This is a genomic window from Rhodococcus sp. 05-2254-6 (assembly GCF_002258565.1).
Taxonomy (GTDB): Bacteria; Actinomycetota; Actinomycetes; order Mycobacteriales; family Mycobacteriaceae; genus Rhodococcoides.
This window is the reverse complement of record NZ_NOZF01000108.1, coordinates 54,442-77,130: the sequence shown is the minus strand read 5'-3', so window position 1 is coordinate 77,130 and position 22,689 is coordinate 54,442. Positions and strand designations below refer to the sequence as shown.

General features: G+C 64.6%; 24 protein-coding genes and 1 pseudogene. 4 read left to right on the top strand and 21 right to left on the bottom strand.

Annotated features, from left to right (window positions below; all coding sequences use genetic code 11):
• Window positions 1-900 carry an allantoinase PuuE gene (gene puuE / locus CH256_RS13295; RefSeq protein WP_176460507.1) on the bottom strand — a complete coding sequence of 300 codons (900 nt, stop codon included), beginning with the start codon at window positions 898-900 and terminating at the stop codon, window positions 1-3.
• Window positions 901-1,116: 216 nt separating this feature from the next.
• Between puuE and CH256_RS13290 the strand changes: the two genes are divergently transcribed.
• Entirely contained in the window at window positions 1,117-1,386 is a 270-nt protein-coding gene (locus tag CH256_RS13290) for a DUF2631 domain-containing protein (RefSeq protein ID WP_068050271.1), read from the top strand.
• Between the two features lie 8 nt (window positions 1,387-1,394).
• Here CH256_RS13290 and rlmN read toward each other — a convergent pair whose 3' ends face one another.
• On the bottom strand, window positions 1,395-2,546 hold the full coding sequence (gene rlmN / locus CH256_RS13285) for a 23S rRNA (adenine(2503)-C(2))-methyltransferase RlmN (RefSeq protein ID WP_094642194.1): 1,152 nt from the start codon (window positions 2,544-2,546) through the stop codon (window positions 1,395-1,397).
• 159 nt (window positions 2,547-2,705) lie between these two features.
• Between rlmN and CH256_RS13280 the strand changes: the two genes are divergently transcribed.
• On the top strand, window positions 2,706-3,125 hold the full coding sequence (locus CH256_RS13280) for a LapA family protein (RefSeq protein ID WP_094642422.1): 420 nt from the start codon (window positions 2,706-2,708) through the stop codon (window positions 3,123-3,125).
• 102 nt (window positions 3,126-3,227) lie between these two features.
• Window positions 3,228-4,070 (top strand): HpcH/HpaI aldolase/citrate lyase family protein, encoded by an 843-nt coding sequence (locus CH256_RS13275; protein WP_094642195.1) that lies wholly within the window; start codon window positions 3,228-3,230, stop codon window positions 4,068-4,070.
• 46 nt (window positions 4,071-4,116) lie between these two features.
• Here CH256_RS13275 and CH256_RS13270 read toward each other — a convergent pair whose 3' ends face one another.
• From CH256_RS13270 to rpsB, 6 genes are all read right to left on the bottom strand, one after another.
• Window positions 4,117-4,836 carry a class I SAM-dependent methyltransferase gene (locus CH256_RS13270; protein ID WP_373454815.1) on the bottom strand — a complete coding sequence of 240 codons (720 nt, stop codon included), beginning with the start codon at window positions 4,834-4,836 and terminating at the stop codon, window positions 4,117-4,119.
• A gap of 17 nt (window positions 4,837-4,853) precedes the next feature.
• The gene (locus CH256_RS13265) at window positions 4,854-5,768 is read right to left on the bottom strand and encodes a phosphatidate cytidylyltransferase (protein WP_068050284.1); all 915 of its coding nucleotides are present in this window, start codon (window positions 5,766-5,768) and stop codon (window positions 4,854-4,856) included.
• Between the two features lie 36 nt (window positions 5,769-5,804).
• The gene (gene frr, locus CH256_RS13260) at window positions 5,805-6,362 is read right to left on the bottom strand and encodes a ribosome recycling factor (RefSeq protein WP_094642199.1); all 558 of its coding nucleotides are present in this window, start codon (window positions 6,360-6,362) and stop codon (window positions 5,805-5,807) included.
• 55 nt (window positions 6,363-6,417) lie between these two features.
• A complete protein-coding gene (pyrH, locus tag CH256_RS13255; RefSeq protein ID WP_032397808.1) occupies window positions 6,418-7,146 on the bottom strand; it encodes a UMP kinase in 729 nt (242 codons plus the stop codon).
• Window positions 7,147-7,322: 176 nt separating this feature from the next.
• Window positions 7,323-8,147: a translation elongation factor Ts gene (tsf, locus tag CH256_RS13250; protein WP_068050288.1), complete on the bottom strand. Its 825-nt coding sequence runs from the start codon at window positions 8,145-8,147 to the stop codon at window positions 7,323-7,325.
• 160 nt (window positions 8,148-8,307) lie between these two features.
• On the bottom strand, window positions 8,308-9,195 hold the full coding sequence (gene rpsB, locus CH256_RS13245; protein WP_068050290.1) for a 30S ribosomal protein S2: 888 nt from the start codon (window positions 9,193-9,195) through the stop codon (window positions 8,308-8,310).
• A 346-nt stretch (window positions 9,196-9,541) separates the two neighbouring features.
• On the opposite strand from rpsB, the gene CH256_RS13240 reads away from it, so the two are divergent.
• Window positions 9,542-10,039: a M23 family metallopeptidase gene (locus tag CH256_RS13240; RefSeq protein WP_094669809.1), complete on the top strand. Its 498-nt coding sequence runs from the start codon at window positions 9,542-9,544 to the stop codon at window positions 10,037-10,039.
• 13 nt (window positions 10,040-10,052) lie between these two features.
• Here CH256_RS13240 and CH256_RS13235 read toward each other — a convergent pair whose 3' ends face one another.
• The 13 genes and pseudogenes from CH256_RS13235 to CH256_RS13175 all read right to left on the bottom strand — a co-directional run.
• On the bottom strand, window positions 10,053-11,231 hold the full coding sequence (locus tag CH256_RS13235) for a MinD/ParA family ATP-binding protein (protein WP_306438717.1): 1,179 nt from the start codon (window positions 11,229-11,231) through the stop codon (window positions 10,053-10,055).
• A 208-nt stretch (window positions 11,232-11,439) separates the two neighbouring features.
• Window positions 11,440-12,366, bottom strand: a complete 927-nt coding sequence (locus CH256_RS13230) for a tyrosine recombinase XerC (protein ID WP_094642201.1) — start codon at window positions 12,364-12,366, stop codon at window positions 11,440-11,442.
• 69 nt (window positions 12,367-12,435) lie between these two features.
• Window positions 12,436-13,218, bottom strand: coding sequence for a siderophore-interacting protein (locus tag CH256_RS13225; RefSeq protein WP_094669808.1), 783 nt, complete (start codon window positions 13,216-13,218; stop codon window positions 12,436-12,438).
• A gap of 95 nt (window positions 13,219-13,313) precedes the next feature.
• The gene (gene dprA, locus CH256_RS13220) at window positions 13,314-14,435 is read right to left on the bottom strand and encodes a DNA-processing protein DprA (protein ID WP_068282569.1); all 1,122 of its coding nucleotides are present in this window, start codon (window positions 14,433-14,435) and stop codon (window positions 13,314-13,316) included.
• Window positions 14,432-15,937 (bottom strand): YifB family Mg chelatase-like AAA ATPase, encoded by a 1,506-nt coding sequence (locus tag CH256_RS13215; RefSeq protein WP_068049610.1) that lies wholly within the window; start codon window positions 15,935-15,937, stop codon window positions 14,432-14,434. The genes dprA and CH256_RS13215 overlap by 4 nt, the downstream gene beginning before the upstream one ends.
• A complete protein-coding gene (locus CH256_RS13210; protein ID WP_094669833.1) occupies window positions 15,937-16,293 on the bottom strand; it encodes a YraN family protein in 357 nt (118 codons plus the stop codon). The genes CH256_RS13215 and CH256_RS13210 overlap by 1 nt, the downstream gene beginning before the upstream one ends.
• 360 nt (window positions 16,294-16,653) lie before the next feature.
• The gene (locus CH256_RS13205; protein WP_094669807.1) at window positions 16,654-16,998 is read right to left on the bottom strand and encodes a histone-like nucleoid-structuring protein Lsr2; all 345 of its coding nucleotides are present in this window, start codon (window positions 16,996-16,998) and stop codon (window positions 16,654-16,656) included.
• A gap of 411 nt (window positions 16,999-17,409) precedes the next feature.
• Window positions 17,410-17,715, bottom strand: coding sequence for a DUF2469 domain-containing protein (locus CH256_RS13200; RefSeq protein WP_008717288.1), 306 nt, complete (start codon window positions 17,713-17,715; stop codon window positions 17,410-17,412).
• A gap of 37 nt (window positions 17,716-17,752) precedes the next feature.
• Window positions 17,753-18,514 (bottom strand): ribonuclease HII, encoded by a 762-nt coding sequence (locus tag CH256_RS13195; RefSeq protein WP_197477985.1) that lies wholly within the window; start codon window positions 18,512-18,514, stop codon window positions 17,753-17,755.
• Window positions 18,511-19,287, bottom strand: a complete 777-nt coding sequence (gene lepB / locus CH256_RS13190) for a signal peptidase I (protein ID WP_068049600.1) — start codon at window positions 19,285-19,287, stop codon at window positions 18,511-18,513. The genes CH256_RS13195 and lepB overlap by 4 nt, the downstream gene beginning before the upstream one ends.
• Window positions 19,288-19,460: 173 nt before the next feature.
• A complete protein-coding gene (rplS, locus tag CH256_RS13185; protein WP_027496692.1) occupies window positions 19,461-19,802 on the bottom strand; it encodes a 50S ribosomal protein L19 in 342 nt (113 codons plus the stop codon).
• 132 nt (window positions 19,803-19,934) lie between these two features.
• Window positions 19,935-20,789 carry a hypothetical protein gene (locus CH256_RS13180; protein ID WP_094642429.1) on the bottom strand — a complete coding sequence of 285 codons (855 nt, stop codon included), beginning with the start codon at window positions 20,787-20,789 and terminating at the stop codon, window positions 19,935-19,937.
• A 117-nt stretch (window positions 20,790-20,906) separates the two neighbouring features.
• Window positions 20,907-22,640, bottom strand: a pseudogene (locus tag CH256_RS13175) (helix-hairpin-helix domain-containing protein); the annotation flags it as partial.
• Window positions 22,641-22,689 lie beyond the last annotated feature (49 nt).

Genomic DNA, 22,689 nt, shown 5'->3' with positions numbered 1-22,689 from the left:
TCAGGAGGAGGGTGGGTGCACTGCGCGCCAGTGCTCGGCGATGTCGATTCGCTTGGCCACCCACACCTTGTCGTGAGACTGAACGTGATCGAGAAAACGCTCAAGGGCGGCGATACGAGCCGGTCTGCCCACCAGCCTGCAGTGCAGTCCGACCGAGAGCATCTTGGGGCTGCCGTTCTCCCCCTCGGCGTACAGCACGTCGAACGCGTCCCGTAGATGCGCGTAGAACTCGTCTCCGGTCGAGAACCCTCCGGGCGACGCGAAACGCATGTCGTTGGTATCGAGGGTGTACGGCACCACCAGGTGATCGACGATCTCGGAGCCACGAGAGACCTTCTCCCAGTAGGGAAGATCGTCGGCGTAGGAATCCGAGTCGTACACGAAGCCGCCGTGCTCGACGACGAGCGACCGGGTGTTCGGAGAGTCACGTCCAGTGTACCACCCGAGCGGGGCCGAGCCGGTGAGGCCCTGAAGGATGGCCACGGCCTCGGCCATGTGCTCGCGCTCGACGTTCTCGTCGATCTGCTGGTAGGACAGCCACCGCAGACCGTGGCAGGCGATCTCGTGACCCAATTCCGACAGTGCGGCAACCACTTCCGGGTTTCGTTCCATGGCCTTCGCGACAGCGAACACCGTCAGGGGTAGGTCGCGCTTCTCGAACGCCCGCAGCACCCGCCACACGCCTGCCCTCGAGCCGTACTCGTACAGCGACTCCATGCTCATGTGCCGATTCGGAAAGGCTTGTGCCCCGATCATTTCCGAGAGGAACGTCTCGGATTTGGTGTCACCGTCGAGGACGTTGTTCTCCGCACCCTCCTCGTAGTTGAGGACGAACTGGACGGCGATGTTGGCCTGACCCGGCCACTGGGCGTGCGGCGGCGTGCGGCCGTACCCCACCATGTCTCGGGGGTAGCTCAGCGGAAACTGGGTCAGTGGATGCGGAAGGCGCTCGGACGTCACCGCCGCAGTCTCTCACCGAAGTCGGCAGTCGCGCCGGGTGAGCACACAACCCTGATGGCTACGACGGGCGGTCGTATGCCAATATTGTCCGAACGCGCAGGCTCGACGCCTCGTGAAGGACGACTTCGAGAATTCATCACCCGAGAGGACCGACCGGTGGCAAATACCGAACTGGAATCCGCTTCGTACGACCCGGTCGTCGATACCCGCAACGAGGTGCCGGACGTGCCGTCCGCCGAGTGGGGGTGGAGTGGTGAATCGAATCGCGCGATGCGGGTGGCCGCCATCGTCGTAGCCGTGTTCCTGCTGTTCATGATGATCGGCAACCACACCGGCAAGGTCGAGGATCTGTGGTTGATCGGATTCGCAGCGATGCTGGTCGGGCTCGTGGTGCGAGACATCGTCGTCCGCCGCAAGCCCCGCTAGCAACCGAGTCAGTTCTCGGCTGCCAGCTGACCGCACGCTGCGGCGATCTCCTGACCGCGGGTGTCTCGGACGGTGCACGAGACGCCCTGCGCAATCACCCGTCGGACGAACTCTCGCTCCACCGGCTTCGGGCTGGCGTCCCATTCGCTACCCGGAGTCGGATTGAGTGGGATCAGGTTCACGTGAACTCGTGAGCCGAGTGCCTTGTGCAGCTTCTTGCCCAGCATGTCTGCTCGCCACGGCTGGTCGTTGACGTCTCGGATCATTGCGTACTCGATCGAGACACGACGACCGGTCTGGTCTGCGTAGTACCTTGCCGCCGACAACACCTCTGCCACCGACCAACGGTTGTTCACGGGCACCAGCGTGTCGCGGAGTTCGTCGTCGGGCGTGTGCAACGACACCGCCAGCGTCACCGACAGTCCCTCGTCGGCCAGCTTGCGGATTGCCGGTGCCAGACCGACCGTCGACACCGTCACCGAGCGCTGCGAGAGACCGAGTCCGTCGGGTGCGGGCGAGACGATCTTGCGCACCGCGGAGACGACCCTCTTGTAGTTCGCCAGGGGCTCGCCCATCCCCATGAAGACCACGTTCGACAGTCGACCTTCACCCCCGTGGACCACGCCGTCGCGCAGGTCGGCTGCAGCCGAACGGACCTGGTCGACGATCTCGGCCGTCGACAGGTTCCTCGTCAGACCCGCTTGGCCGGTCGCGCAGAAGGGACAGGCCATTCCGCAGCCGGCCTGACTGGAGATGCACAGAGTGGCCCGATCCGGGTACCGCATCAGAACGCTCTCGAGCAAGGTCCCGTCGTTGGCCTTCCACAGGGTCTTGCGAGTGTCACCGTCATCACATGCCAGGTGCTTGATCGGCGTCAGCAGCGTGGGGAAGAGATCGGCACCGACCTTTTCGCGGGCCTCGGCCGGAAGATCGGTCATCTTGGTGGTGTCGGCCTCGAGACGCCCGTAGTAGTGCCGGGCCAGCTGATCGGCGCGAAACGCAGGTAGACCGAGCGCCTTCACCGCATCCCGCAGACCCTCTTTGTCCAGGTCGGCGAGGTGGCGCGACGGCATACCGCGACGCGGCGCAGTGAAGACCAAGGGGAGATTGGGCCTCTTCTGCTCGGTCGACGTGTTCGTTGCCTCGACGGAGTCGCTCATACTCCACCCCACATCTTTCGGTGACACTGCATTCCTCCATTGTCCACCCCATCGCCTCGCAGTCCTATTCGCGACTGTTTCCGTCCGTTATCCGATGGGTATCGAGGTCGTGGCCGGATGCACGTGCATTCGGCCTTCACGTGCGGAAGGATCATCGACATGGCCACCAGAGCTGACGACAATCACGAGACATCGCTGGACAAATCGGGCGCAGCGCACCCCGGCGAGCACAGCGCCTCGGGCGACCTCGCTCCGATCACTACTCCGGATTCGGACGGCCATTCCGCTCCCGATCCCGAGTTCGTTCCCGAGCGACAGGCTGCCGCTCCGACCGATATCGCCCACACTCGCACCGCCGCCCTGTGGACCGGCCTGGTGGTCGGAGCTGTGGTCCTGGTGATCCTGCTGGTGTTCATCGTGCAGAATCTCGACTCCGTCACGGTCCAGATCTTCGCGTGGCAGCTCGATCTGCCCCTCGGCATCAGTATGTTGCTGGCCGCGATCGCCGGCGCGCTGGTGATGGCAATGGTGGGCGGCGCTCGAATCCTTCAGGTGCGACGTTCGGCCAAGAAGAAGTAGCGCCACTCGTGAACACTATGTACAGAAGCTGGCGCTGACTCACTGAATCGATCAGGCTTGGGGTGCCCCACTTCACTCGAGGAGCATGACGTGACAACTTTCATGGAGACACCTGTGGCATCCGGCGTTGCCCCGGACCGAGCCCGGTCCTGGCTGCTGGTGCCGGCCACCAAGCCCGAGACCTTCGGCGACGCCGTCGCGTCGGGAGTCGATGCCGTCATCCTCGACATCGAGGACGCAGTCGCTCCGGCCAAGAAGCCGGCCGCGCGCGAGGCCGTCGTGCAGTGGCTCGGCGAAGGAAACTCTGCGTGGGTACGCATCAACGATGCAACGACGCCGTATTGGGCCGATGACCTCGCCGCGTTGTCCGGTCTGCCCGGACTGGTCGGCGTCATGCTCGCGAAGACCGAGAGTGGCGGTCAGGTCGAGGCCACAGCTGCTCGCCTGGCACCCGGCACTCCGATCCTGGCACTGGTCGAGTCCGCGATGGGCCTCGAAGCCGCGACGGAGATCGCCCGCGCAGAGTCGACCTTCCGTCTCGCTTTCGGCAGTGGCGACTTCCGCCGCGACACGGGTATGAGCGACGACCCGCTGGCTATGGCGTACCCCCGTTCACGCCTCGTCGTCTCCTCACGCGCAGCGCGCATTCCGGGACCGATCGACGGACCGACGCTGACGGCCAACGACAGCATCCTCGGACGCGACGCAGCTCTGACCCTGTCGATGGGCATGACGGGCAAGCTGTGCATGCACTCGGAGCAGGCTGCCATCGTCAACCGCGAGCTCGCGCCGTCACCGACGGATGTGTCGTGGGCCCGTGACGTCATCGATGCCCTCGGTGCCGACGGCGCGCACGTCAAGGACGGAAGCGACCTGCCCCGCCTGGCGAAGGCGCTCAAGATCAACGAGCTGGCCGAGATCTTCGGGATTTCCGCCGCCTCCTGAAATCACCTGGGGTCGAGGTGCGTTCGGCGAAAAGCCCATCGGCTCGCTAATGCAGCTCGATTCCGGTCGGTTTGTACCGGACGTGGACTCGATACCGCACGTCGAACGAGACACCGTCCACCGACTTCGCGGCCTCACGTGCGACGCGTGGACCGAACTCGATTCCCAGCACATCGCGCAGCATGCGTCGATTCGGAAACGACCATCTCGTGTCGACACGGGTGAGTGCGAAACCCTGTGCCTCGAAGAACGCCTCGACTGTTGCCGGGTCGTAATGCGGCAGATCGGCCCGCATCCAATCCCCGTACGGCAACGCGGTCGCGTCCAGATCCACGACGACCAACGCCCCTCCCGGCCCGAGCACGCGCATGGCGTCGACGATTCCCGGCCCGCAGCCCGGTCCGAAAAAGTACGCGGTGCGCGCATGGACGACGTCCACGGTGCCGTCGTCGATCGGGAGGGAATCCGCTTGCGCGATCTTCACCTCGACATTCGGCAGGTTCGCGACTCGCAGTCTCGCCGCAGCAGCGAGTGGTTCGTGCGGCTCGACGCCTATCACCCGGTCCGCGTCGGCCGCGAACACCGGAAGATGAAAGCCGCTTCCGCAACCGACGTCGACGACCGTCTTGGCCGTCCAGTCAGCCACCGAACGGATCGCGTCGAACAGAGCACCGTCGACGTCCTGAGCACGGTTCTCCGCCTCGTACAGGTGAGGCCAGTTCCAGATGTTCGGGCTGGGAATCACCCCGGTGACTTCGCTGCGCACGCCCGAGAACAGTCTGCTCAGAGGAGAACGGTGAAGACGAGCCATGCCACGAACGCCGAGGGCAGCAGCGAATCGAGCCTGTCCATGATGCCGCCGTGGCCGGGCAGCAGGGTGCCCATGTCCTTGATGCGGAGGTCACGCTTGACCTGCGACTCGATCAGATCACCCAACGTGCCGGTCACCACCAGAACCACGCCGAGAAGGATGCCGATCATCGAGTTGGCCTCGAGGATGAGCGTCACCGTCAGCAGACATCCGATGATGCAGAAGATGAGCGAACCGGCGAGCCCTTCCCAGGACTTCTTCGGGCTGATGGCGGGTGCCATCGGATGCTTTCCGAACAACACACCCGCGATGTATCCGCCGATGTCCGAGCACACGACGCCGATGACGAACACCAGGATGCGGCCTGCGCCGTTGTCCTGCAGCACCATCAAAACGGTGAACGAGGCCAGCAGCGGCAACCAACATGCCACGAGGACGGTGACGGAGAGTTCTTCGAGGTAGTTCTTCGGAGCGGTGCCGAATCCCTGCCGCAGCAGCAGCCACACCATGCACACCAGGACGGTGCCCACCGCCGCGCTGAGCACACCGACTGCCCCGAACGGCCAGCCGAGCCAGATCATCGCCTGACCGCCGAGGATCAGGGGGATGCGGGGCACGAGGACCCCACCCTCGCGCAGGCGCTTGGACACCTCGTAGGTAGCGACGGCCAACGCGACGGCCACCACGCCGATCCACACCAGCGGCACGAAGACCAGGACGAGAATCAGGCCGATTCCCAACGACCCGCCGACTCCGATCGCGGCAGGAAGATTACGACCTGCCTTGCCCGTCGACTTCGCTGCGGCGACCCCGGACGAGGCAGCGGGCGTACCGCTGCCCTCCTGCCGATCCGGTCCCACCACTGTCGTCATCTCCTCGAAATTCATCGTCGTCCGTCGCGAAAAGCAGCTGTCGAGGTCGGGTCAGACCTCCATCAGCTCGCCCTCTTTACGCTTGACGAGTTCGTCCACGGAAGCGGTGTACTTGGCAGTGGTCTTGTCCAGATCGTTCTCGGCGCGGACGACCTCGTCCTCGCCTGCTTCGCCGTCCTTCTGAATGCGCTTGAGCTCTTCCATCGTCTTCCGGCGAACGTTGCGAATCGATACCTTCGCGTCCTCGCCCTTGCCCTTGGCCTGCTTGACGAATTCGCGGCGACGTTCCTCGGTGAGCTGCGGAACTCCGATTCGAATGAGGTTGCCGTCGTTGGTGGGATTGACACCGAGATCGGAGTTGCGAATGGCGGTTTCGATCGGTCCCAGCTGATTGGACTCGTACGGCTTGATGACCACGAGGCGCGCTTCGGGGACGCTGATACTTGCCAGCTGGGTGATCGGTGTCGGAGCACCGTAGTACTCGATGACGATGCGGGAGAACATCCCGGGGTTGGCACGTCCGGTGCGAATCGAGGACAGATCGTCACGTGCAACCGATACGGCCTTTTCCATCTTCTCTTCGGCATCGAAGAGAGCTTCGTCAATCACGATCTGTCCTCCATCGTCTTCGTCTTCGATTCGCTCACGTCACTGTCGGCAACGATCACGACGTGACCAGCGTGCCGATCTTCTCACCGGAAACGGCGCGAGCGATATTTCCCTGAATCAGCAAATTGAACACCAGCATCGGCATCTGATTGTCCATGCACAGACTGAAGGCCGTCGCATCGGCAACCTTGAGTCCCTGTTCGATGGCCTCGCGGTGCGTGATTGTGTCGAACATCGTCGCATCGGGGTCCAGTCGCGGATCGGCCGAATACACGCCGTCGACCGCCTTGGCCATCAACAACACCTCGGCACCGATTTCCAGCGCGCGCTGCGCAGCCGTGGTGTCGGTGGAGAAATACGGCATACCCATGCCGGCTCCGAAGATCACCACGCGCCCCTTCTCCAGATGACGTCGTGCGCGGAGCGGGAGGTACGGCTCTGCGACCTGACCCATCGTGATCGCGGTCTGCACCCTGGTGGCAACGCCTTGCTTCTCCAGGAAGTCCTGCAGCGCAAGACAATTCATGACGGTTCCGAGCATGCCCATGTAGTCCGAACGGGACCTGTCCATGCCGCGCTGCTGCAGTTCGGCACCACGGAAGAAATTGCCACCGCCGATCACCACTGCGACTTGGACCCCGGTGGCCACCACCTCGGCGATCTGTTCGGCAACGTTGTTCACGACATCCGGATCGAGACCGACCTGGCCGCCTCCGAACATCTCCCCACCCAGTTTGAGCATCACGCGTCGGAACCCGGGACGGTCAGGGGCCGGATCGGTCATAGCTCTCCTCGGTACTCGTCGAACACTACGGTTTCCTCTTGGATCATCCTGCCCTATCGAGGCCCGGGTGGTGGACAGGGCTCCGGCCTGCACACCCACCTGCCCCGCGCACGAGCGATGCCGCCCACTCGATGGAATCGAATGAACGGCATCGCTCGACCGAACCGGTGCGCAGACTAGCTGGCACCGACCTCGAAGCGCGAGAAGCGGGTGATGGTGACGCCGGCCTCGTCGAGAATGGCCTTGACGGTCTTGTTGCCGTCCTGCACCGACTTCTGTTCGGTGAGAACGACGTCCTTGAAGAATCCGTTGACGCGACCTTCGACGATCTTCGGCAGTGCCTGTTCCGGCTTGCCTTCTTCGCGAGCGGTTTCCTCGGCGATGCGACGCTCGGCGGCCACCAGGTCCTCGGGGACCTCGTCGCGCGTGACGTACTTGGCCTTGAGGGCGGCGATCTGCATCGCAGCTGCGCGCGCGGCATCGCCTGCGGCGTCGCCGTCACCGGTGTACTCGACGAGCACGCCCACGGCAGGCGGCAAGTCCGCGCTGCGCTTGTGCAGGTACGTCGCGGTGTTGCCGTCGTAGGACACGACGCGACGCAGCTCGAGCTTCTCGCCGATCTTGGCCGACAGCTCGTTCAGAGCCGTTTCGACAGTCTTGCCGTCGAGGTCGAGCGCCTTGAGGGCATCGACGTCGGCAGGCTTGCCTGCTGCAGCCGTCGCTGCAACGGATGCGGCGAACGTCTGGAACTCGTCGTTCTTGGCCACGAAGTCGGTTTCGGAGTTGATCTCGACGAGCACTCCACCCTCGGCGACGACGAGGCCTTCGGCGGTGTTGCGCTCGGCGCGCTTGCCGACGTCCTTGGCACCCTTGATACGCAGGTACTCGACGGCCTTGTCGTAGTCGCCGTCGTTCTCGGCGAGCGCGTTCTTGCAGTCCATCATTCCGGAGCCGGTGAGCTCACGGAGCCGCTTGACGTCGGCGGCAGTGTAGTTCGCCATCGTGGGCGAGCCTCCTCAAATGTCTGGGTACGGGCGTTGACGAAAAATGCTGTTCTCAGGGCGTGATCGACGGACTCGTTGCGGAGCCGTGCCGACCTCGACCCTGACATACCGAAGCGGCCCCGGCCCACCCCTGAGGGTGAACCGGGACCGAATTCGATCAAGCCTGAGCGGCCGGTGCTTCTTCTGCTGCCGGTGCTTCTGCTGCCGGGGCATCGGCTGCGGGAGCGTCCGCTGCCGGGGCGTCCGCTGCGGGAGCCTCTGCTGCCGGTGAAGCCTGAGCGAGCTGCTCGAGCTCCCACTCGGCGAGGGGCTCGCCTGCGCCGACCTCGGGCTTGGCGTCGGATGCAGTGTTCTGACCTGCTCGCGCCTGCACGCCCTCGGCGACTGCGGATGCGACAACCTTGGTCAGCAGCGCAGCGGAACGGATCGCGTCGTCGTTACCCGGGATCGGGTAATCGACCACGTCGGGATCGCAGTTGGTGTCGAGGATCGCGATGACCGGGATGTTCAGCTTGCGAGCCTCGGCAACCGCGAGGTGCTCCTTGTTGGTGTCGACGATCCAGATGGCCGACGGAACCTTGGACATGTCCCGGATGCCACCGAGGGTGCGGTCGAGCTTGGTCATCTCACGCGTGAGCATGAGGATTTCCTTCTTGGTGCGTCCCTCGAAGCCACCGGTCTGCTCCATGGCCTCGAGCTCCTTGAGGCGGAGCAGACGCTTGTGCACCGTCTGGAAGTTGGTGAGCATGCCACCGAGCCAGCGCTGGTTCACGTAGGGCATGCCCACGCGGGTTGCCTCAGCGGCGATGGACTCCTGCGCCTGCTTCTTGGTGCCGACGAACAGAACCGTGCCGTTGTGGGCGACGGTCTCCTTGACGAACTCGTAGGCCTTGTCGATGAAGGTCAGAGTCTGCTGCAAGTCGATGATGTAGATGCCGTTGCGGTCGGTGAAGATGAATCGCTTCATCTTCGGGTTCCAGCGACGGGTCTGGTGTCCGAAGTGTGTGCCGCTGTCGAGCAGCTGCTTCATTGTTACTACAGCCATGGCTGAAGAACTCTCTTTCGATGGTGCGGTTGACGCAGAGTGTCGGTGACCTCTGCCCTGGCGCCCGCTGAAGTTGCCGGACCCGACATCACGAAGATCTCGGGACCGCCGACAACCGGTTCTCGTATCGGTGATTCTGCGCGAGGCAGACGATGCGATGACGCGGACGCGCGAAGTCGACCCGTGCACGCACAGGCCGCAAGTGACGAGTGTAGACCTGCCACGTCCCCCGTCATAACCAGGCCCGACTGTCAAGGGATTCCGATGCCTGTGGACAAAGAAACTTCTTGTCCACAAATCGCGTCCGGGTTCGTTCGATTGCTCATATCCACGACATGGTCGACGGGTGAACATCTCTCTCGCGCTCCGCGCACTCGCGGTGTGCCTCGTCACCGCGGTAACGCTCTCGACGCCGGTCGCCTCGGCGCAGCCAGGCGCATTCGCCTGGCCGCTGCAGCCGAAACCGCAGGTCGTCACCCCGTTCGACCGTCCCGAGCAGAACTGGCTGCCCGGCCACCGTGGTGTCGACCTCGCCGCCCGCGAGGGCCAGTCGGTTCTCGCCGTCGCCGACGGAATCGTGGTGTACGCCGGGTCGGTCGCGGGAAAGCCCGTCGTATCGGTCGATCATCCGGGCGGACTGAGATCGACGTACGAACCGGTGTCGGCGTCGGTTGCCGCCGGCACGCGGGTTCGGCGAGGGACCGTGCTGGGTTCGGTGACATCGGGGCACGAGGGCTGCTCGTCGACGTGCCTTCACTGGGGCATCAGACGTGGCCGGGACTACCTCGATCCCACGGCGACGGTGCGCGCAAGCCCGATCAGGTTGAAACCCCTCGACGAATGACGGCAGATGACCGTCAGCGCTGGGGGCCGGAATGCCTGCCGGACGCCGCAGGAAAATCGTCGGCCACCATCGCGGCGAGCTCGACGAACGCGCTTCGAGTCTGGGGACGCAACAGGTCGAGGTCGACCACGGCACCCTCGGCCAGGTGTTCGTCGAACGGAATCACCAGCACAGCACGGCAGCGCTCGAGAAAGTGCTGTTGCAGCAGGTTCATGTCCACCGCCGACGAACCCGGGCGAACCGAACTGATCACCACGACGGTCCGCTCCACCAGATGTCCGTAGCCGTGCAATTCCAACCAGTCCAGCGTCGCCGCAGCACTGCGCGCGCCGTCGACTGCAGGCGAGCTGACCAGAACCAGTGCGTTCGCCAGTTGCAGCACCCCGTTCATCGCCGAGTGCATGATCCCGGTACCGCAGTCGGTCAGGATCAGGTTGTAGTACACCTGCAACATGTCGATGACGGCGCGGTAGTCCTCCTCGCCGAACATCTCCGACGCTGCGGGATCGCGCTCGCCTGCCAACACTTCGAGTCGACTCGGTGCTTGCGAGGTGTGCTCGCGGATGTCGGAGTAACGACGAATGTGTGGTGCCGCGGCGAGCAGATCACGCACGGTCGACGACGTCTGCCGCGGAACTCGCTCACCCAGGGTGCCGAAGTCGGGGTTCGCGTCCACGGCGATGACGCAATCTCCGCGCAGCGACGCGAAAGTCGAACCGAGACCCAGCGTGGTCGTCGTCTTGCCGACGCCACCCTTGAGCGACAGAAACGCGATCCGGTAGTCGCCGAGCACCGGCTGCCGAATACGTTCGACCTGGTTTCGGTACCGCTCTTCCGCCGTCGATTCGCCGGGGTTGATGACTCCGCCGGTGAGTCGGTGCACTCCTCGCCGCCAACCGGAGTTCGACGCTCGCTTGGGACGCTTGAGCAACGAATCCGCGCCCAGATCCTGACTGTTGGGTCGGTAGGCGTTGGGTGCCCCCGACCACGGTTGCGGCGACCACCGATCCGGCTGCGTTCGCGAATCCTCGGTGTGTGGCGGTACCGGCAGGTACCGGTCCGGCTGCGCTGCCGGCGGCCCTGGCTCGAGCGGCACCGGCGGGCTGTACCTCGGCGGCAACGGCTGTCTCTCGCCCGAGTCGGGCGTCTGCCAGGGTGGAGGTTGCCGAGGCGTCGAACGAGGAGTGGACATCGAGCCCGACGATACGGGCCCGCTGCCGTTGTCGCGTGCGTTGTCCGATCGCCCAGGGGGATTCCGATGGTCGGCGGCCGAGCCGTCGCGGACATGCATGGACCACGTCTCCGAAGTACCTTGCGGTCGGTCGCGGTCCACGGTCCCCCGTATTCGGTGTCGTAAGTCGTCCACGACGCTACCAAACGTTGCGCCGCCGACGCTCGGCTCATGCCCGGGGATGAGCCTGATCGTGCACGGCACGCAGCCGTTCCACCGACACGTGTGTGTAGATCTGGGTGGTCGCCAAAGAGGCGTGGCCGAGCAGCTCCTGCACCACTCTCAGATCGGCCCCACCTTCGAGCAGATGTGTCGCTGCGGTGTGGCGCAGGCCGTGCGGACCGAGGCTGGGACCACCGGGGACGGTGTCGAGTACCTCGTGCACCGCCGTTCTGGCCTGCCGTTGATCGAGCCGTCCACCTCGCCGTCCCAGCAGCAATGCCGCACCGGATCGATCGGAGGCCAGTTCGGGCCTGCCGCTGACCAGCCAGTTCTCGACCGCATGCGCTGCCGGCGCACCGTACGGTGCCGAGCGTTCCTTGTTGCCCTTGCCGAGCACACGGATCAAGCGACGCTCGGTGTCCACGTCGTCGACGTCGAGTCCGCACAGCTCCCCCACGCGCACCCCGGTCGCGTACAGCAACTCGACGATGAGCCTGTCCCGCAGCGCGATGGGGTCGAGCTCGGCGGCACCCGATTCGGCCGCGGCCAGCGCGTGCTCCGCCTGGCTGTGGCGAAGAACACCGGGCAGCGTGCGGTGGCCGGCCGGTCCGGCCAACCGTTCCGCCGGTGCCACCGCCACCGCTCCCACCCGTTCGAGCCACTTCCCGAACGTCCTCGCCGACGAGGTGCGTCTCGCCATCGAGGTCCTGGCGGATCCGGCGGCCGAGTGCGTGGCCAACCACGAGCGCACCGCGCGGAGGTCGAGGTCGGCGATGGTCGCATCCGGCGAGCACTCCGCGAAGTGCGCGAGCAACGAACGAGCGTCCGAGACGTAGGCCCGAATGGTGTGCTCGGATCGCTCTCGACCGAGTCGAAGATGCTCGGCGAACTCCTCGACGTGAATGCCGAGGTGAGGCGGCAGCGAATCGGTCATCGGGTCAGCTTGGGCTCTGGCAGGCCGCGCGACAACCGGACACGCCGTTCGGGGTGGGTCGTCGCGGGATCAGGCGTCGACACCGGATTCGGCCTGCGCGAGTTCGCGCTTCCACACTCGGAACGTCTCCTCGGTTCGGCCGCGACGCCAGTAGCCCGAGATCGAGGCCCACTCGGCACCGACACCCCGCTCCTTACGGATGTAGGGCCGAATGTTGTGCATGACGGCCTGGGCTTCGCCGTGCACGAAGACCTGAGCCTGCCCCGGCAGCCATTCCGTTTCCTTCACCGCTGCGATCAGCGGTGCGTTGTCTCCGGCTCGGTCGTCTCCGACCTCGTTCGAGGACGCACCCCGGTGAATCCAGGTCACGTCGACGACAGCGAGCGTCTCCATGTAGATCTCGTCGTGCCTGTCGGCAACTTCGATGAAGACCTTGGCGACGGCATCCTCCGGGAGTGCTTCGACAGCAGCCGAAATCGCCGGAATCGCCGATTCGTCGCCGGCGAAGAGGTGCCAGTCCGCGTCGGGGCGCGGGGCGTACCCACCCGACGGGCCGAAGAACGACATCTCGTCCCCCGGCTTCGCCCGGGTGGCCCACGGCCCGGCGACTCCCTCGTCTCCGTGCACCACGAAGTCGATGGCGATCTCCCGAGCGCGAGTATCCACCGAGCGAACGGTGTACGTGCGCATGATCGGTTCGTCATCGGTCCCGAAGAACAACTTGACGTAGGCGTCGGTCTCGTCGATCGCATCGAAGTCGTCGAAACCGGCCCCACCCAGGTAGACCCGGTGCATGTGCGGGGTGAGCGCTTCGGTGCGCAGGACGGACAGGGTGGTTTTCTTGCGTGGCACTTCTGACCCCTCTTCGAGTGAACGACGCCGACAGCCGATGCGTCGACTAAGCATTACCTAACACCCTACCGTTAGGCTCTCGAATCGTGGTGCGCTCACCCACGCACGACGCGGAACCATCCGGTCTCGTCGCTGGCGACGAAACCGTCCATCTCCAGTACCGGCAGGGATGCGCGCACCTTGTTCAGCGGAACACCGGAGTGCTCGGACAGCTCTCTACTCGATACCGAACCGGTTGCCGGCAACGCGTCGTAGATCAGCAGGGCGGTGTCCGACAGCGCATCGGTCTCCCGAAAGAGGTCGGGTCGAGGCTCCTCCGGGGACCCGAGTGCACCCGCCTCGGCGACCACATCGTGCGAGCTCGACACCAGCACGGCCTCGCCGTCCCGGATCATGCGGTGGCAGCCCGTGGACGTCGGCGAGGTGACCGGCCCAGGGACCGCGAGCACGGGCCTACCCAATTTCGCCGCCCACGCCGCTGTGTTGCGAGCACCGCTGCGCCACCCGGCCTCGACGACCACCACAGCCGATCCGAGTGCCGCGACGAGCCTGTTGCGAGCGAGGAAACGATGCTTCGCCGGTGTCGTACCCGGCGCGTATTCACTGAGAACCAGGCCACTGGCAGCGATCTGCCGCAGTAACCGCGAATGGCCCGCTGGATACGCACGATCGACGCCACAGGCGAGTACCGCCATCGTCGTACCCTCGACTCCGAGAGCCGCCCGGTGCGCCGCGGCGTCGATACCGAAAGCGGCTCCCGAAATGACGGTCCACCCGTCGAGCGCCAGATCGGCGGATATCTCCGCCGTCACATGATCACCGTAGGGACTCGAGGCGCGTGTCCCGACGATGGACACCGACCGCTCGGTGATCGTTGCGACCGGCCGAGTTCCCAGCGCCCACAACGCAATCGGTGGGCAGGTATCCACCCCTGCGGTCATACCCGGTCCGTCGAATCCGAGAAATCGCCACGCCGGCCACTCGTCGTCGTCCGGCGTGATCAACCGACCACCGAGCGCAGCGATGTGATCGAGATCTGCTGCCGCGGTGTCGATGTGGGCTCGGACCGCGAGCCGCTCCCCCAACCTGCCCGCCCGCACGGCTTCTGCCGTCGCTTCGGGACCGTGCGCTGCAGCATGATCGACCACCGGCCGATGCGGACCTTGCGCCACGCGAGAGAGATACGCCCAGGCGAGTCGACGCGCGTCGTGCGTCATGCCACTCCCCTGTCACGGAAATCCAACGCGGCTCCGACCTCGTCGGCACCGGGGACCGAACCACCGGCGAGATCGTTCAGCGTCCACGCCACCCGAATGGCTCGGTCTGCGCCGCGCGCGGTCAGCGATCCGTTGCGCAACGCACGCTCGACCGGAGCGAGCGTCGAGCGTGCCAATCGAAATCGTTGGCGCAGAGCGGGTCCGGGAACCTCCGCATTGGTCCTCCAGCCGAACTCTCGCCACCGCTGCGCGGCGGCGTCCCTGGCCCCCGTCACGCGTGCGCGAATTTCGCTCGTACCCTCCCCCACCTCGTCGACCAGTGCACCTGTCGCGACACCCATCATCTGAATTCGCAGATCGACGCGATCCAGCAATGGCCCGGACAGCTTGCCGAGATATTTGCGTCGCGCTGTGGGCGGGCAGACGCAGTCGACCTGCCGCGCAGGCGCACACGGACACGGATTGGCTGCGAGAACCAACTGAAACCTGGCCGGATACCTGGCCACACCGTCACGACGGGCAATACGAATCTCTCCGTCCTCCAACGGAGTACGCAACGCCTCGAGTACCCGGACGCTCATCTCGGCGCACTCGTCCAGAAACAGGACTCCGCGATGTGCGCGGCTGACTGCCCCCGGTTTGGCCATTCCGGTTCCGCCCCCGACCAAGGCACTCACCGAGGTCGAATGATGCGGCGCGATGAACGGCGGTGACGTGATGAGCGGCCGCGCCGTGGTCAACAGGCCCGCCACCGAGTGGATGGCTGTCACTTCGAGCGCTTCGGATTCGGTCAGCGGCGGCAGAATCCCCGGAAGACGTTGCGCCAACATCGTTTTTCCGATGCCCGGTGGCCCGGTCAACATGATGTGATGTGCGCCTGCGGCGGCGACCTCCAGAGCCCATCGCGCATCGGCCTGTCCGGCAACATCACTGAGGTCCGGATAGATCTCCTCGTGCCATTCGGTCGGGACGGGTGATTCGAGGGCCTGCTCACCACGAAGCCAGGCCACCACGTCCCCGAGCGAACCCGCACCCAGCACCTCGATTCCGTCCACCAGACCCGCCTCGGGCAGACATTGCAGCGGAACGACCACTCGCTGCCAGCCCGCACTCTTGACCGCGAGCACCCCGGGCAGGACCCCACGGACTGCGCGCAGCCTCCCATCGAGTGCCAGCTCACCCAGAAACACGGTCTCGGACAGGCATCCACGCGGAATCGCCTTCGCGGCATCGAGAACCGACAACGCGAGTGCGAGGTCGTACACCGATCCGCCCTTGGGCAACGTCGCGGGCGACAGAGCGAGAATCACCCGACTGTCCGGCCAGGTACCGCCCGAGTTCTTCACAGCGGCTTTGACCCGGTCACGCGATTCGTTCAGCGCAGTATCGGGAAGACCGACAAGATGTGTGCCAGGTAGGCCCTGCCCGATATCGGCTTCGATTTCCACCAGCACACCGTCGACCCCGTTGACCGCCACCGAATGCGCTCTCCCGAGTGGCATCAGAACGCGGCCCGAACGTGCGTGATGACCGGTTCCTCGAGGCGACCGACCACGATCGCGATCACGTCGAATCTGATCTGCACCCACGGTCCCTGCTGCAGCGAAAGCCACCGCAGCGCCAGCCCTCTGATTCGAGTCTGTTTCGTGTACGTCACCGCTTCGGCGGGTGTTCCGTATCCGATTCCCGATCGAGTCTTCACTTCGACGAACACCACCGTCTCGCCCTCGCGCGCAATGATGTCGAGTTCTCCGGAACGATGCCGCCAGTTCCGCTCGATCACCTCGAGACCGATGTCCTCGAGATGGCGCACCGCGAGTTCCTCACCGCGCGCACCGAGTTCCTGGTTGGTTGCCATGTCCGCCATTCCTCCACTCTCCGACCGTGCATTGCGGCCGATTCGGTCGTCTCGACGGTGGCACGACCCGAAAGAGGAGAAGCGAAGAAAGCGCAGGTGGGAAATTGCCCTGTGGACAACTGCTCGACTGTGGACGAACGGTCCGATTGTCGGCGGCGATCAGTCCACCGTGTCGGACCGCCGTGCTATGGCTCGTAGCGTGTCCGAGCCGCCGGGCGAAAGCGGACTCCATACGCAAAAAGCTCCGTCCTGATTCAAGGAATCGGACGGAGCTGATGCGGCTTGTCGATACCGACATCGAAAGTGCCGATACGCAAAACGTGCTGCCGAGACACCGAGCCTCGGTTCGCGAAAGGACGGTCAGTGAGCAGCCTCGTAGGCCGCTTGCACATCCTGACTGATACGGCCGCGGGCACTGACCTCGTGACCGTTCTCGCGGGCCCATGCTCGAATGTCCTGCAGATCCACCTTGCCGCGAGCCGGTGCCGATGCAGCGCCGCCCTTACGGGTGCGGCGTCCGGAAATCTTCTCGGCGTGCTCGATCCAGAATGCCAACTGTTCGTGCAATTCGTTGGCATGTTTGAGGTTCAAATCGATGCGGTACTGGTTTCCATCGATGCCGAATTCGATGGATTCACCTTGGCCGTCTTTGATGACCGATCCGTCCACATCGTCGATCATCTGCACAAGCGTCTTGCGTGCCATCTCGTACCTCTTACACGTCTGGGGGATGTGATATTCAAGTTCTACCACCCATTCTCGTATCCACGCAAAGAACTGCAGGCGTTTCGTGACGTGTCGAATCGACGAATATCGGTGCAGAAATTGTCCAGCATTTCGAGCGACTAATCGACCAATTCGAATAGCTTTGTTGCGCAATCGATTTCACACGGGAAACCCGATCGCAACCGCCGTGCACCATTGGACGGGGAACAACTTTCCGTGACACCGAACACGGAAACAGGACATGCGGACCGATTTGGCCGGGCGTCCAATTTTTCGGGTGGCAAAACGATCGGTACAGCACGACCGCATCGCATCGGGTGGTTCGCAGCAGGCTGATCCGACATCCGACGCTCAGGGCGACTCCGTCAGGCCCCAGCCTCGGACGAGGAGCTATTCCGGCAGACGAAGATCTGGTTTGTCCAACTCTTCGATGTTGACGTCCTTGAAGGTGATCACCCGGACATGCTTGACGAAACGGGCGGGGCGATACATGTCCCACACCCACGAGTCGGACATGCGCAATTCGAAGTAGATTTCACCGTCGGCGTTGTGCGGAATGAGTTCTACGGAGTTCGCCAGATAGAACCGCCGCTCGGTTTCGACGACGTAGTTGAACTGACCCACGATGTCCCGATACTCGCGATACAGCGAGAGCTCCATCTCGGTTTCGTACTTTTCGAGATCTTCGGCACTCATCGGTCTCTTTCATCCTCCAGTCGGGCGTGAACAGCAATCATCGCGTACCGGCGTCGCGGCAGTCCATTCGCCCCAGGGCGTCGACGGCGTCAGGAGAAAGCCCCGCGGCGGCCGCTGCGACATTCGCGTAGGACATTCGATGCTCGCGGCTGGGCCCGAGAGCGGTCATGGCGGCCGAGTGAGCACGGGTGCTGTACCCCTTGTGCACGGCGAATCCGTAGCCGGGAATCGTTTCGTCCAACTGCACCATCAATCGGTCCCGGGAGACCTTCGCGAGCACGCTCGCCGCGGCGATGCACGCTGCGGTGGCGTCACCGGCGATCACCGGTAGCGACGGAACCGGAAGGCCGGGCACTCGAAAGCCGTCGGTGAGTACGTAGCCCGGGGTCATGCCGAGCCCGGCAACAGCGCGACGCATTCCTTCGATGTTCGCCACGTGGACCCCGATGCGGTCGACCTCGGCCGCATCGATCGACACCACACTCCATGCCAGTGCCAGCCTCTGGATCTTGGGAAAGAGCTCTTCGCGCCGTCGCTCGGTCAACTTCTTCGAGTCGTCCAGATCCGCCAGGGCGGCATGTGCTCGCGCCCCGAGAACACACGCTGCGACCGTCAACGGACCGGCGCAGGCTCCTCTTCCCGCTTCGTCGACTCCTGCGACCGGACCGAGTCCGCCCCGCTCCAACGCCGATTCCATCGTCCGTAATCCGGCCGCTCGTCGGATGATCGGACGCGGCGGCCACGACGACCGAGTCAGAGTTGCGCGCGCACGCGGCGCACGTCGCGGGGTTGCCGTCATCGACCCTGGATGTCGGGAGAATCCAGGATGCCGGTTCGTGACGGCGGCAGTGCGATGAACACGGCCTTCCCGATCACGTTGTCGAGGGGAACGGTTCCGGTGAATTCGTCGGTGACGTGATACCGGGAATCTCGCGAGTTGCTCCGGTTGTCGCCCATGACCCAGACGTTGCCCTCCGGCACGGTGACGGGGTCGAAGCATCGTCCGGACTTCAGTTCGGTGTCGCACGTCATCGTTCCCGGGGTGAACGGGAAATCCATCTGGATGTACGGCTCGTCCAACGGCTGTCCGTCGACGAGCACTCGACCTTGATCGTCACAGCATTCGACGGTCTGACCGCCGGTGGCGATGACGCGCTTGACCAGATCGTTCTCGTCGGGCGCGACGACTCCGATCAACGAGCCGACTTCCTGTGCGCCACGAATCACCGAGTTGTCGGACCGCTGTGACACGAATTCGTCGTTCCACGAATCCGGGCCACGGAAGACGACGATGTCGCCGGGCTTCGGGTCGCCGAACCGGTATCCGATCTTCTCCACCACGATGCGGTCACCGGTGCAGCCGGTGCAGCCGTGCAACGTCGGCTCCATCGATTCGGACGGGATCAGATACACCCGTGCGACGAATGTCTGGAGCAGAAAACTCAGTACCAGCGCTACCAGAATCAGAATGGGGAGCTCACGCCAGAACGATCGGGGCTTGCGTTCCCGACGCTTCTTCCGTGAAGACTCGTCGTCGGGCTCGTCGGTTGGATCCTGTGGGGACTGCGTCACGTGATCAGGTTAGCCGGAACCGTCGCCCGCACGGCCGGACGGTCTGCGCATGGGCGGTTCGCGGCTCTCGATCCGCCCGTCGGCAGGGTGGAATGCGGGCAGAACGCACCATGCCGCGTCGCCCTGACGGGCAACGCGGCATGGTGTGAACTGATGTGTCCGGGCGGAACCGGTCAGCGCTTTTCCTTGATCTTGGCGGCCTTGCCACGCAGATCACGGAGGTAGTAGAGCTTGGCGCGACGGACGTCACCGCGGGTGAGGACCTCGAACTGAGCGATGTTGGGGCTGTGCACCGGGAAGGTGCGCTCGACACCGACGCCGAACGAGACCTTGCGGACCGTGAACGTTTCGCGAACGCCACCGCCCTGACGTCGGATGACGACGCCCTTGAAGATCTGAATGCGCTCCTTCGAGCCTTCGATGACCTTGACGTGCACGTTCAGCGTGTCGCCGGGGCGGAAATCGGGGATGTCGCTACGCAGCGACTGATTGTCGAGAAAGTCCAGAGTGTTCATCGGTTGTGCCATCCTTGCGTTCTGCGCATGAGTAGAGGAACCGAGCGGCTCGCTGACACAGCGGCTCGACTGGTTCGTACTCCGAGTGAGGTCCGTGCCTGCTAGAGGCAACCCGACCATTGTGCCAGACCATCAGGCGTTCGACGAAATCGGCGCTTCTCGGCTCGCCGCCGTCCCGCTCGGCATCGGCGCAGGCAGTACCGTCCGCGCCAATTCTTGCTCCGTGGCCTCACGTGCATGCACGATGCTCGGCTTGCCTGCGATCGCGTCCTGAAGATAGATCTTGGCCCGAATGATCGGCCGTCGCCACCGCTTCTCCCGGCGCAGTGCGCGTTCCATCTTCTTCGGCCTGGTGGTGTACCGCCACCTCGCCCACGGGGCACTCGGCCTGCTCAACCGCACTGCGGCCAGAACGAGGATCGGCAGGACGAACAGCCCGAGCAGTCCGGTCCAGATCTTTCCTTTCAGCAGTACGACGACACCCAGCGCGAGATTGGCCAGGGCCAACACCGCAAGGGTGCCGCGCACCCACGGGTCGGGATCGGCCCGGAAGCCGGCCGGGCTGAGCAGCTCCAGAGGGTGCAAGCCGAGCAGCAGCAGGCCGGTGAATCCCACTGCCGCGAACACGGCGTCCACCGACGTGCGCCCCTGTTCGGACCAGTAGACATCGCGGAGATAGAAGATCAACGCGAACTCGTCGAGGACGAGAGCTGCCCCGATACCGAAGATCGCGGCCAGCATCGCCCCGACCGACTCGGAACCGTCGACGTACACCGCGATCAAGCCGATCCCCGCCAGCAGCATCAACACGATCCCGAAGACGACATGGTGGATGTGCTGACCGCCGGGCGTGATGTTTCCCGGCCACCACTTCACATCTGCGCGAATCATCCTGACGCTGAGTCGGATCAGCAGGAACCCCAGCAACAGCCCCAGTAGGAAGCACAGCAGCGGCAGGCGGCCGTGATCGATGACCCCGTGTTGCAACCACCTCACGTGTGGCTCACGTCCTTCCTGCCGAACGGCCGAACGACCGGTGAATCACCGTTCACACTATTCGTGTTCGGGACCGCCCAGGGCAGCATCGACCCGAGGATCCGCCCGCTATTTTCCGAATCCCGCCTTCCGAAGCGCATCGGCCATGGAACCGGCCGCCGGTGCTGCCGACTGGCCGCCGCCGCGCTGTGGGCGCGCGTCTCGACTTCGGTTGCTCTGGCCGCTGCCCGCAGCTCTGCCCTGGCCTCGGGGCCGGTCGGGCTGCTGTCCGCGAGAGGCGTCCTTGCCGCCACCGGCACCGGGCTCGTCGTCCAGCCGCAGACTCAGGCCGATGCGCTGCCGCGGGAGGTCGACCTCCATGACCTTGACGCGCACCACGTCACCGGACTTGACCACCTCGCGGGGGTCCTTGACGAAGTTGTGCGACATCGCCGAGACGTGCACCAACCCGTCCTGGTGCACACCGACGTCGACGAACGCGCCGAACGCTGCCACGTTGGTCACGACACCTTCGAGCGTCATACCCGGCTTCAGATCGGCGACCTTCTCGATACCGGCGGCGAAGGTGGCGGTCTTGAACTCGGGGCGAGGGTCGCGACCCGGCTTCTCGAGTTCGGAAATGATGTCGGTGACGGTGGGCAGACCGAATCGCTCGTCCACGAATTCGGCAGGGTCGAGACCTCTCAGCAGAGCCGTGTTACCGACTACCTCGCGCACACCCAGGCCTGCCTTGCCGACGATGCGCCGCACGACGGGATACGCCTCCGGGTGAACACTCGACCGGTCCAGGGGATCCTCTCCCCCGGAGATACGAAGGAATCCGGCGCACTGCTCGAAAGCCTTGGGGCCCAGACGAGGTACATCTTTGAGCGTGCTGCGGCTGGAGAACGGACCGTTCTGGTCGCGGTGCGCCACGATGCTCTCGGCGAGAGAGCCGGCGATACCGGAGACCCGCGAGAGCAACGGAACCGACGCGGTGTTGACGTCGACGCCGACGGCGTTCACCGCGTCCTCGACGACGGCCCCGAGGGAACGGGCCAGCAGGGTTTCGGAGATGTCGTGCTGGTACTGCCCGACGCCGATGGACTTGGGATCGATCTTGACCAACTCGGCCAGCGGATCCTGCAACCTGCGGGCGATCGAGACGGCACCGCGGATCGAGACGTCGAGTTCGGGCAGCTCGCTCGAGGCGTACGCGGAAGCGGAGTACACCGACGCTCCGGCCTCGGACACCACCACCTTGGTCAGGTTGGCGGCAGGGAACTTGGCGATCAATTCTGCTGCCAGCGAGTCGGTTTCACGCGATGCGGTGCCGTTGCCGATGGCGATCAGTTCGACCTTGTGCTTGGCGGCCAGGCCGGCGAGGGTGGCCACCGCCTGATCCCACTTGCCCTGCGGCTTGTGCGGGTAGATGGTGTCGTGGTCGACGACCTTGCCGGTGGCGTCGACGATGGCGACCTTGGTGCCGGTACGGAAGCCCGGGTCCAAGCCCATGGTGGTGCGGTTGCCGGCCGGTGCGGCGAGCAGCAGATCCTTGAGGTTGCTCGCGAAGACGTCGACGGCGTCCTTCTCGGCCGACTGACGCAGTCGCATACGAGTGTCGAGGGAGACGGTCACCAGCATCTTGGTGCGCCACGCCCATCGGACGGTATCGAGCAGCCACTTGTCGGCAGGCCGTCCTCGATTCTCGATCCCGAACTTGGTCGCGATCCGACCTTCGTAGACACTCGGCACCCCGGGGGTCGGTTCGTCGCGCTCGGGCTCGAAACCGAGGGAAAGTATTTCTTCCTTCTCGCCTCTGAGCGTGGCGAGGATTCGGTGCGAGGGCAAGGAGGAGGAGGGTGCCAAGTTCTCCGATTACTTCGAGTTCTCGGAACCGTTCACGAGCCNG

Coding starts and splice junctions, on each gene's coding strand:
- CH256_RS13215 (WP_068049610.1), bottom strand. CDS start 15,937: ATGCCACTCGGGAGAGCGCATTCGGTGGCGGTCAACGGGGTCGACGGT.
- CH256_RS13235 (WP_306438717.1), bottom strand. CDS start 11,231: ATGTCCACTCCTCGTTCGACGCCTCGGCAACCTCCACCCTGGCAGACG.
- rlmN (WP_094642194.1), bottom strand. CDS start 2,546: ATGAGCGACTCCGTCGAGGCAACGAACACGTCGACCGAGCAGAAGAGG.
- rplS (WP_027496692.1), bottom strand. CDS start 19,802: ATGAACACTCTGGACTTTCTCGACAATCAGTCGCTGCGTAGCGACATC.
- CH256_RS13200 (WP_008717288.1), bottom strand. CDS start 17,715: ATGAGTGCCGAAGATCTCGAAAAGTACGAAACCGAGATGGAGCTCTCG.
- puuE (WP_176460507.1), bottom strand. CDS start 900: ATGGTGGGGTACGGCCGCACGCCGCCGCACGCCCAGTGGCCGGGTCAG.
- CH256_RS13280 (WP_094642422.1), top strand. CDS start 2,706: ATGGCCACCAGAGCTGACGACAATCACGAGACATCGCTGGACAAATCG.
- dprA (WP_068282569.1), bottom strand. CDS start 14,435: ATGACGCACGACGCGCGTCGACTCGCCTGGGCGTATCTCTCTCGCGTG.
- CH256_RS13205 (WP_094669807.1), bottom strand. CDS start 16,998: ATGGCACGCAAGACGCTTGTGCAGATGATCGACGATGTGGACGGATCG.
- CH256_RS13275 (WP_094642195.1), top strand. CDS start 3,228: ATGGAGACACCTGTGGCATCCGGCGTTGCCCCGGACCGAGCCCGGTCC.
- tsf (WP_068050288.1), bottom strand. CDS start 8,147: ATGGCGAACTACACTGCCGCCGACGTCAAGCGGCTCCGTGAGCTCACC.
- CH256_RS13230 (WP_094642201.1), bottom strand. CDS start 12,366: ATGACCGATTCGCTGCCGCCTCACCTCGGCATTCACGTCGAGGAGTTC.
- CH256_RS13210 (WP_094669833.1), bottom strand. CDS start 16,293: ATGGCAACCAACCAGGAACTCGGTGCGCGCGGTGAGGAACTCGCGGTG.
- CH256_RS13265 (WP_068050284.1), bottom strand. CDS start 5,768: ATGAATTTCGAGGAGATGACGACAGTGGTGGGACCGGATCGGCAGGAG.
- CH256_RS13195 (WP_197477985.1), bottom strand. CDS start 18,514: ATGACGGCAACCCCGCGACGTGCGCCGCGTGCGCGCGCAACTCTGACT.
- rpsB (WP_068050290.1), bottom strand. CDS start 9,195: ATGGCTGTAGTAACAATGAAGCAGCTGCTCGACAGCGGCACACACTTC.
- pyrH (WP_032397808.1), bottom strand. CDS start 7,146: ATGACCGATCCGGCCCCTGACCGTCCCGGGTTCCGACGCGTGATGCTC.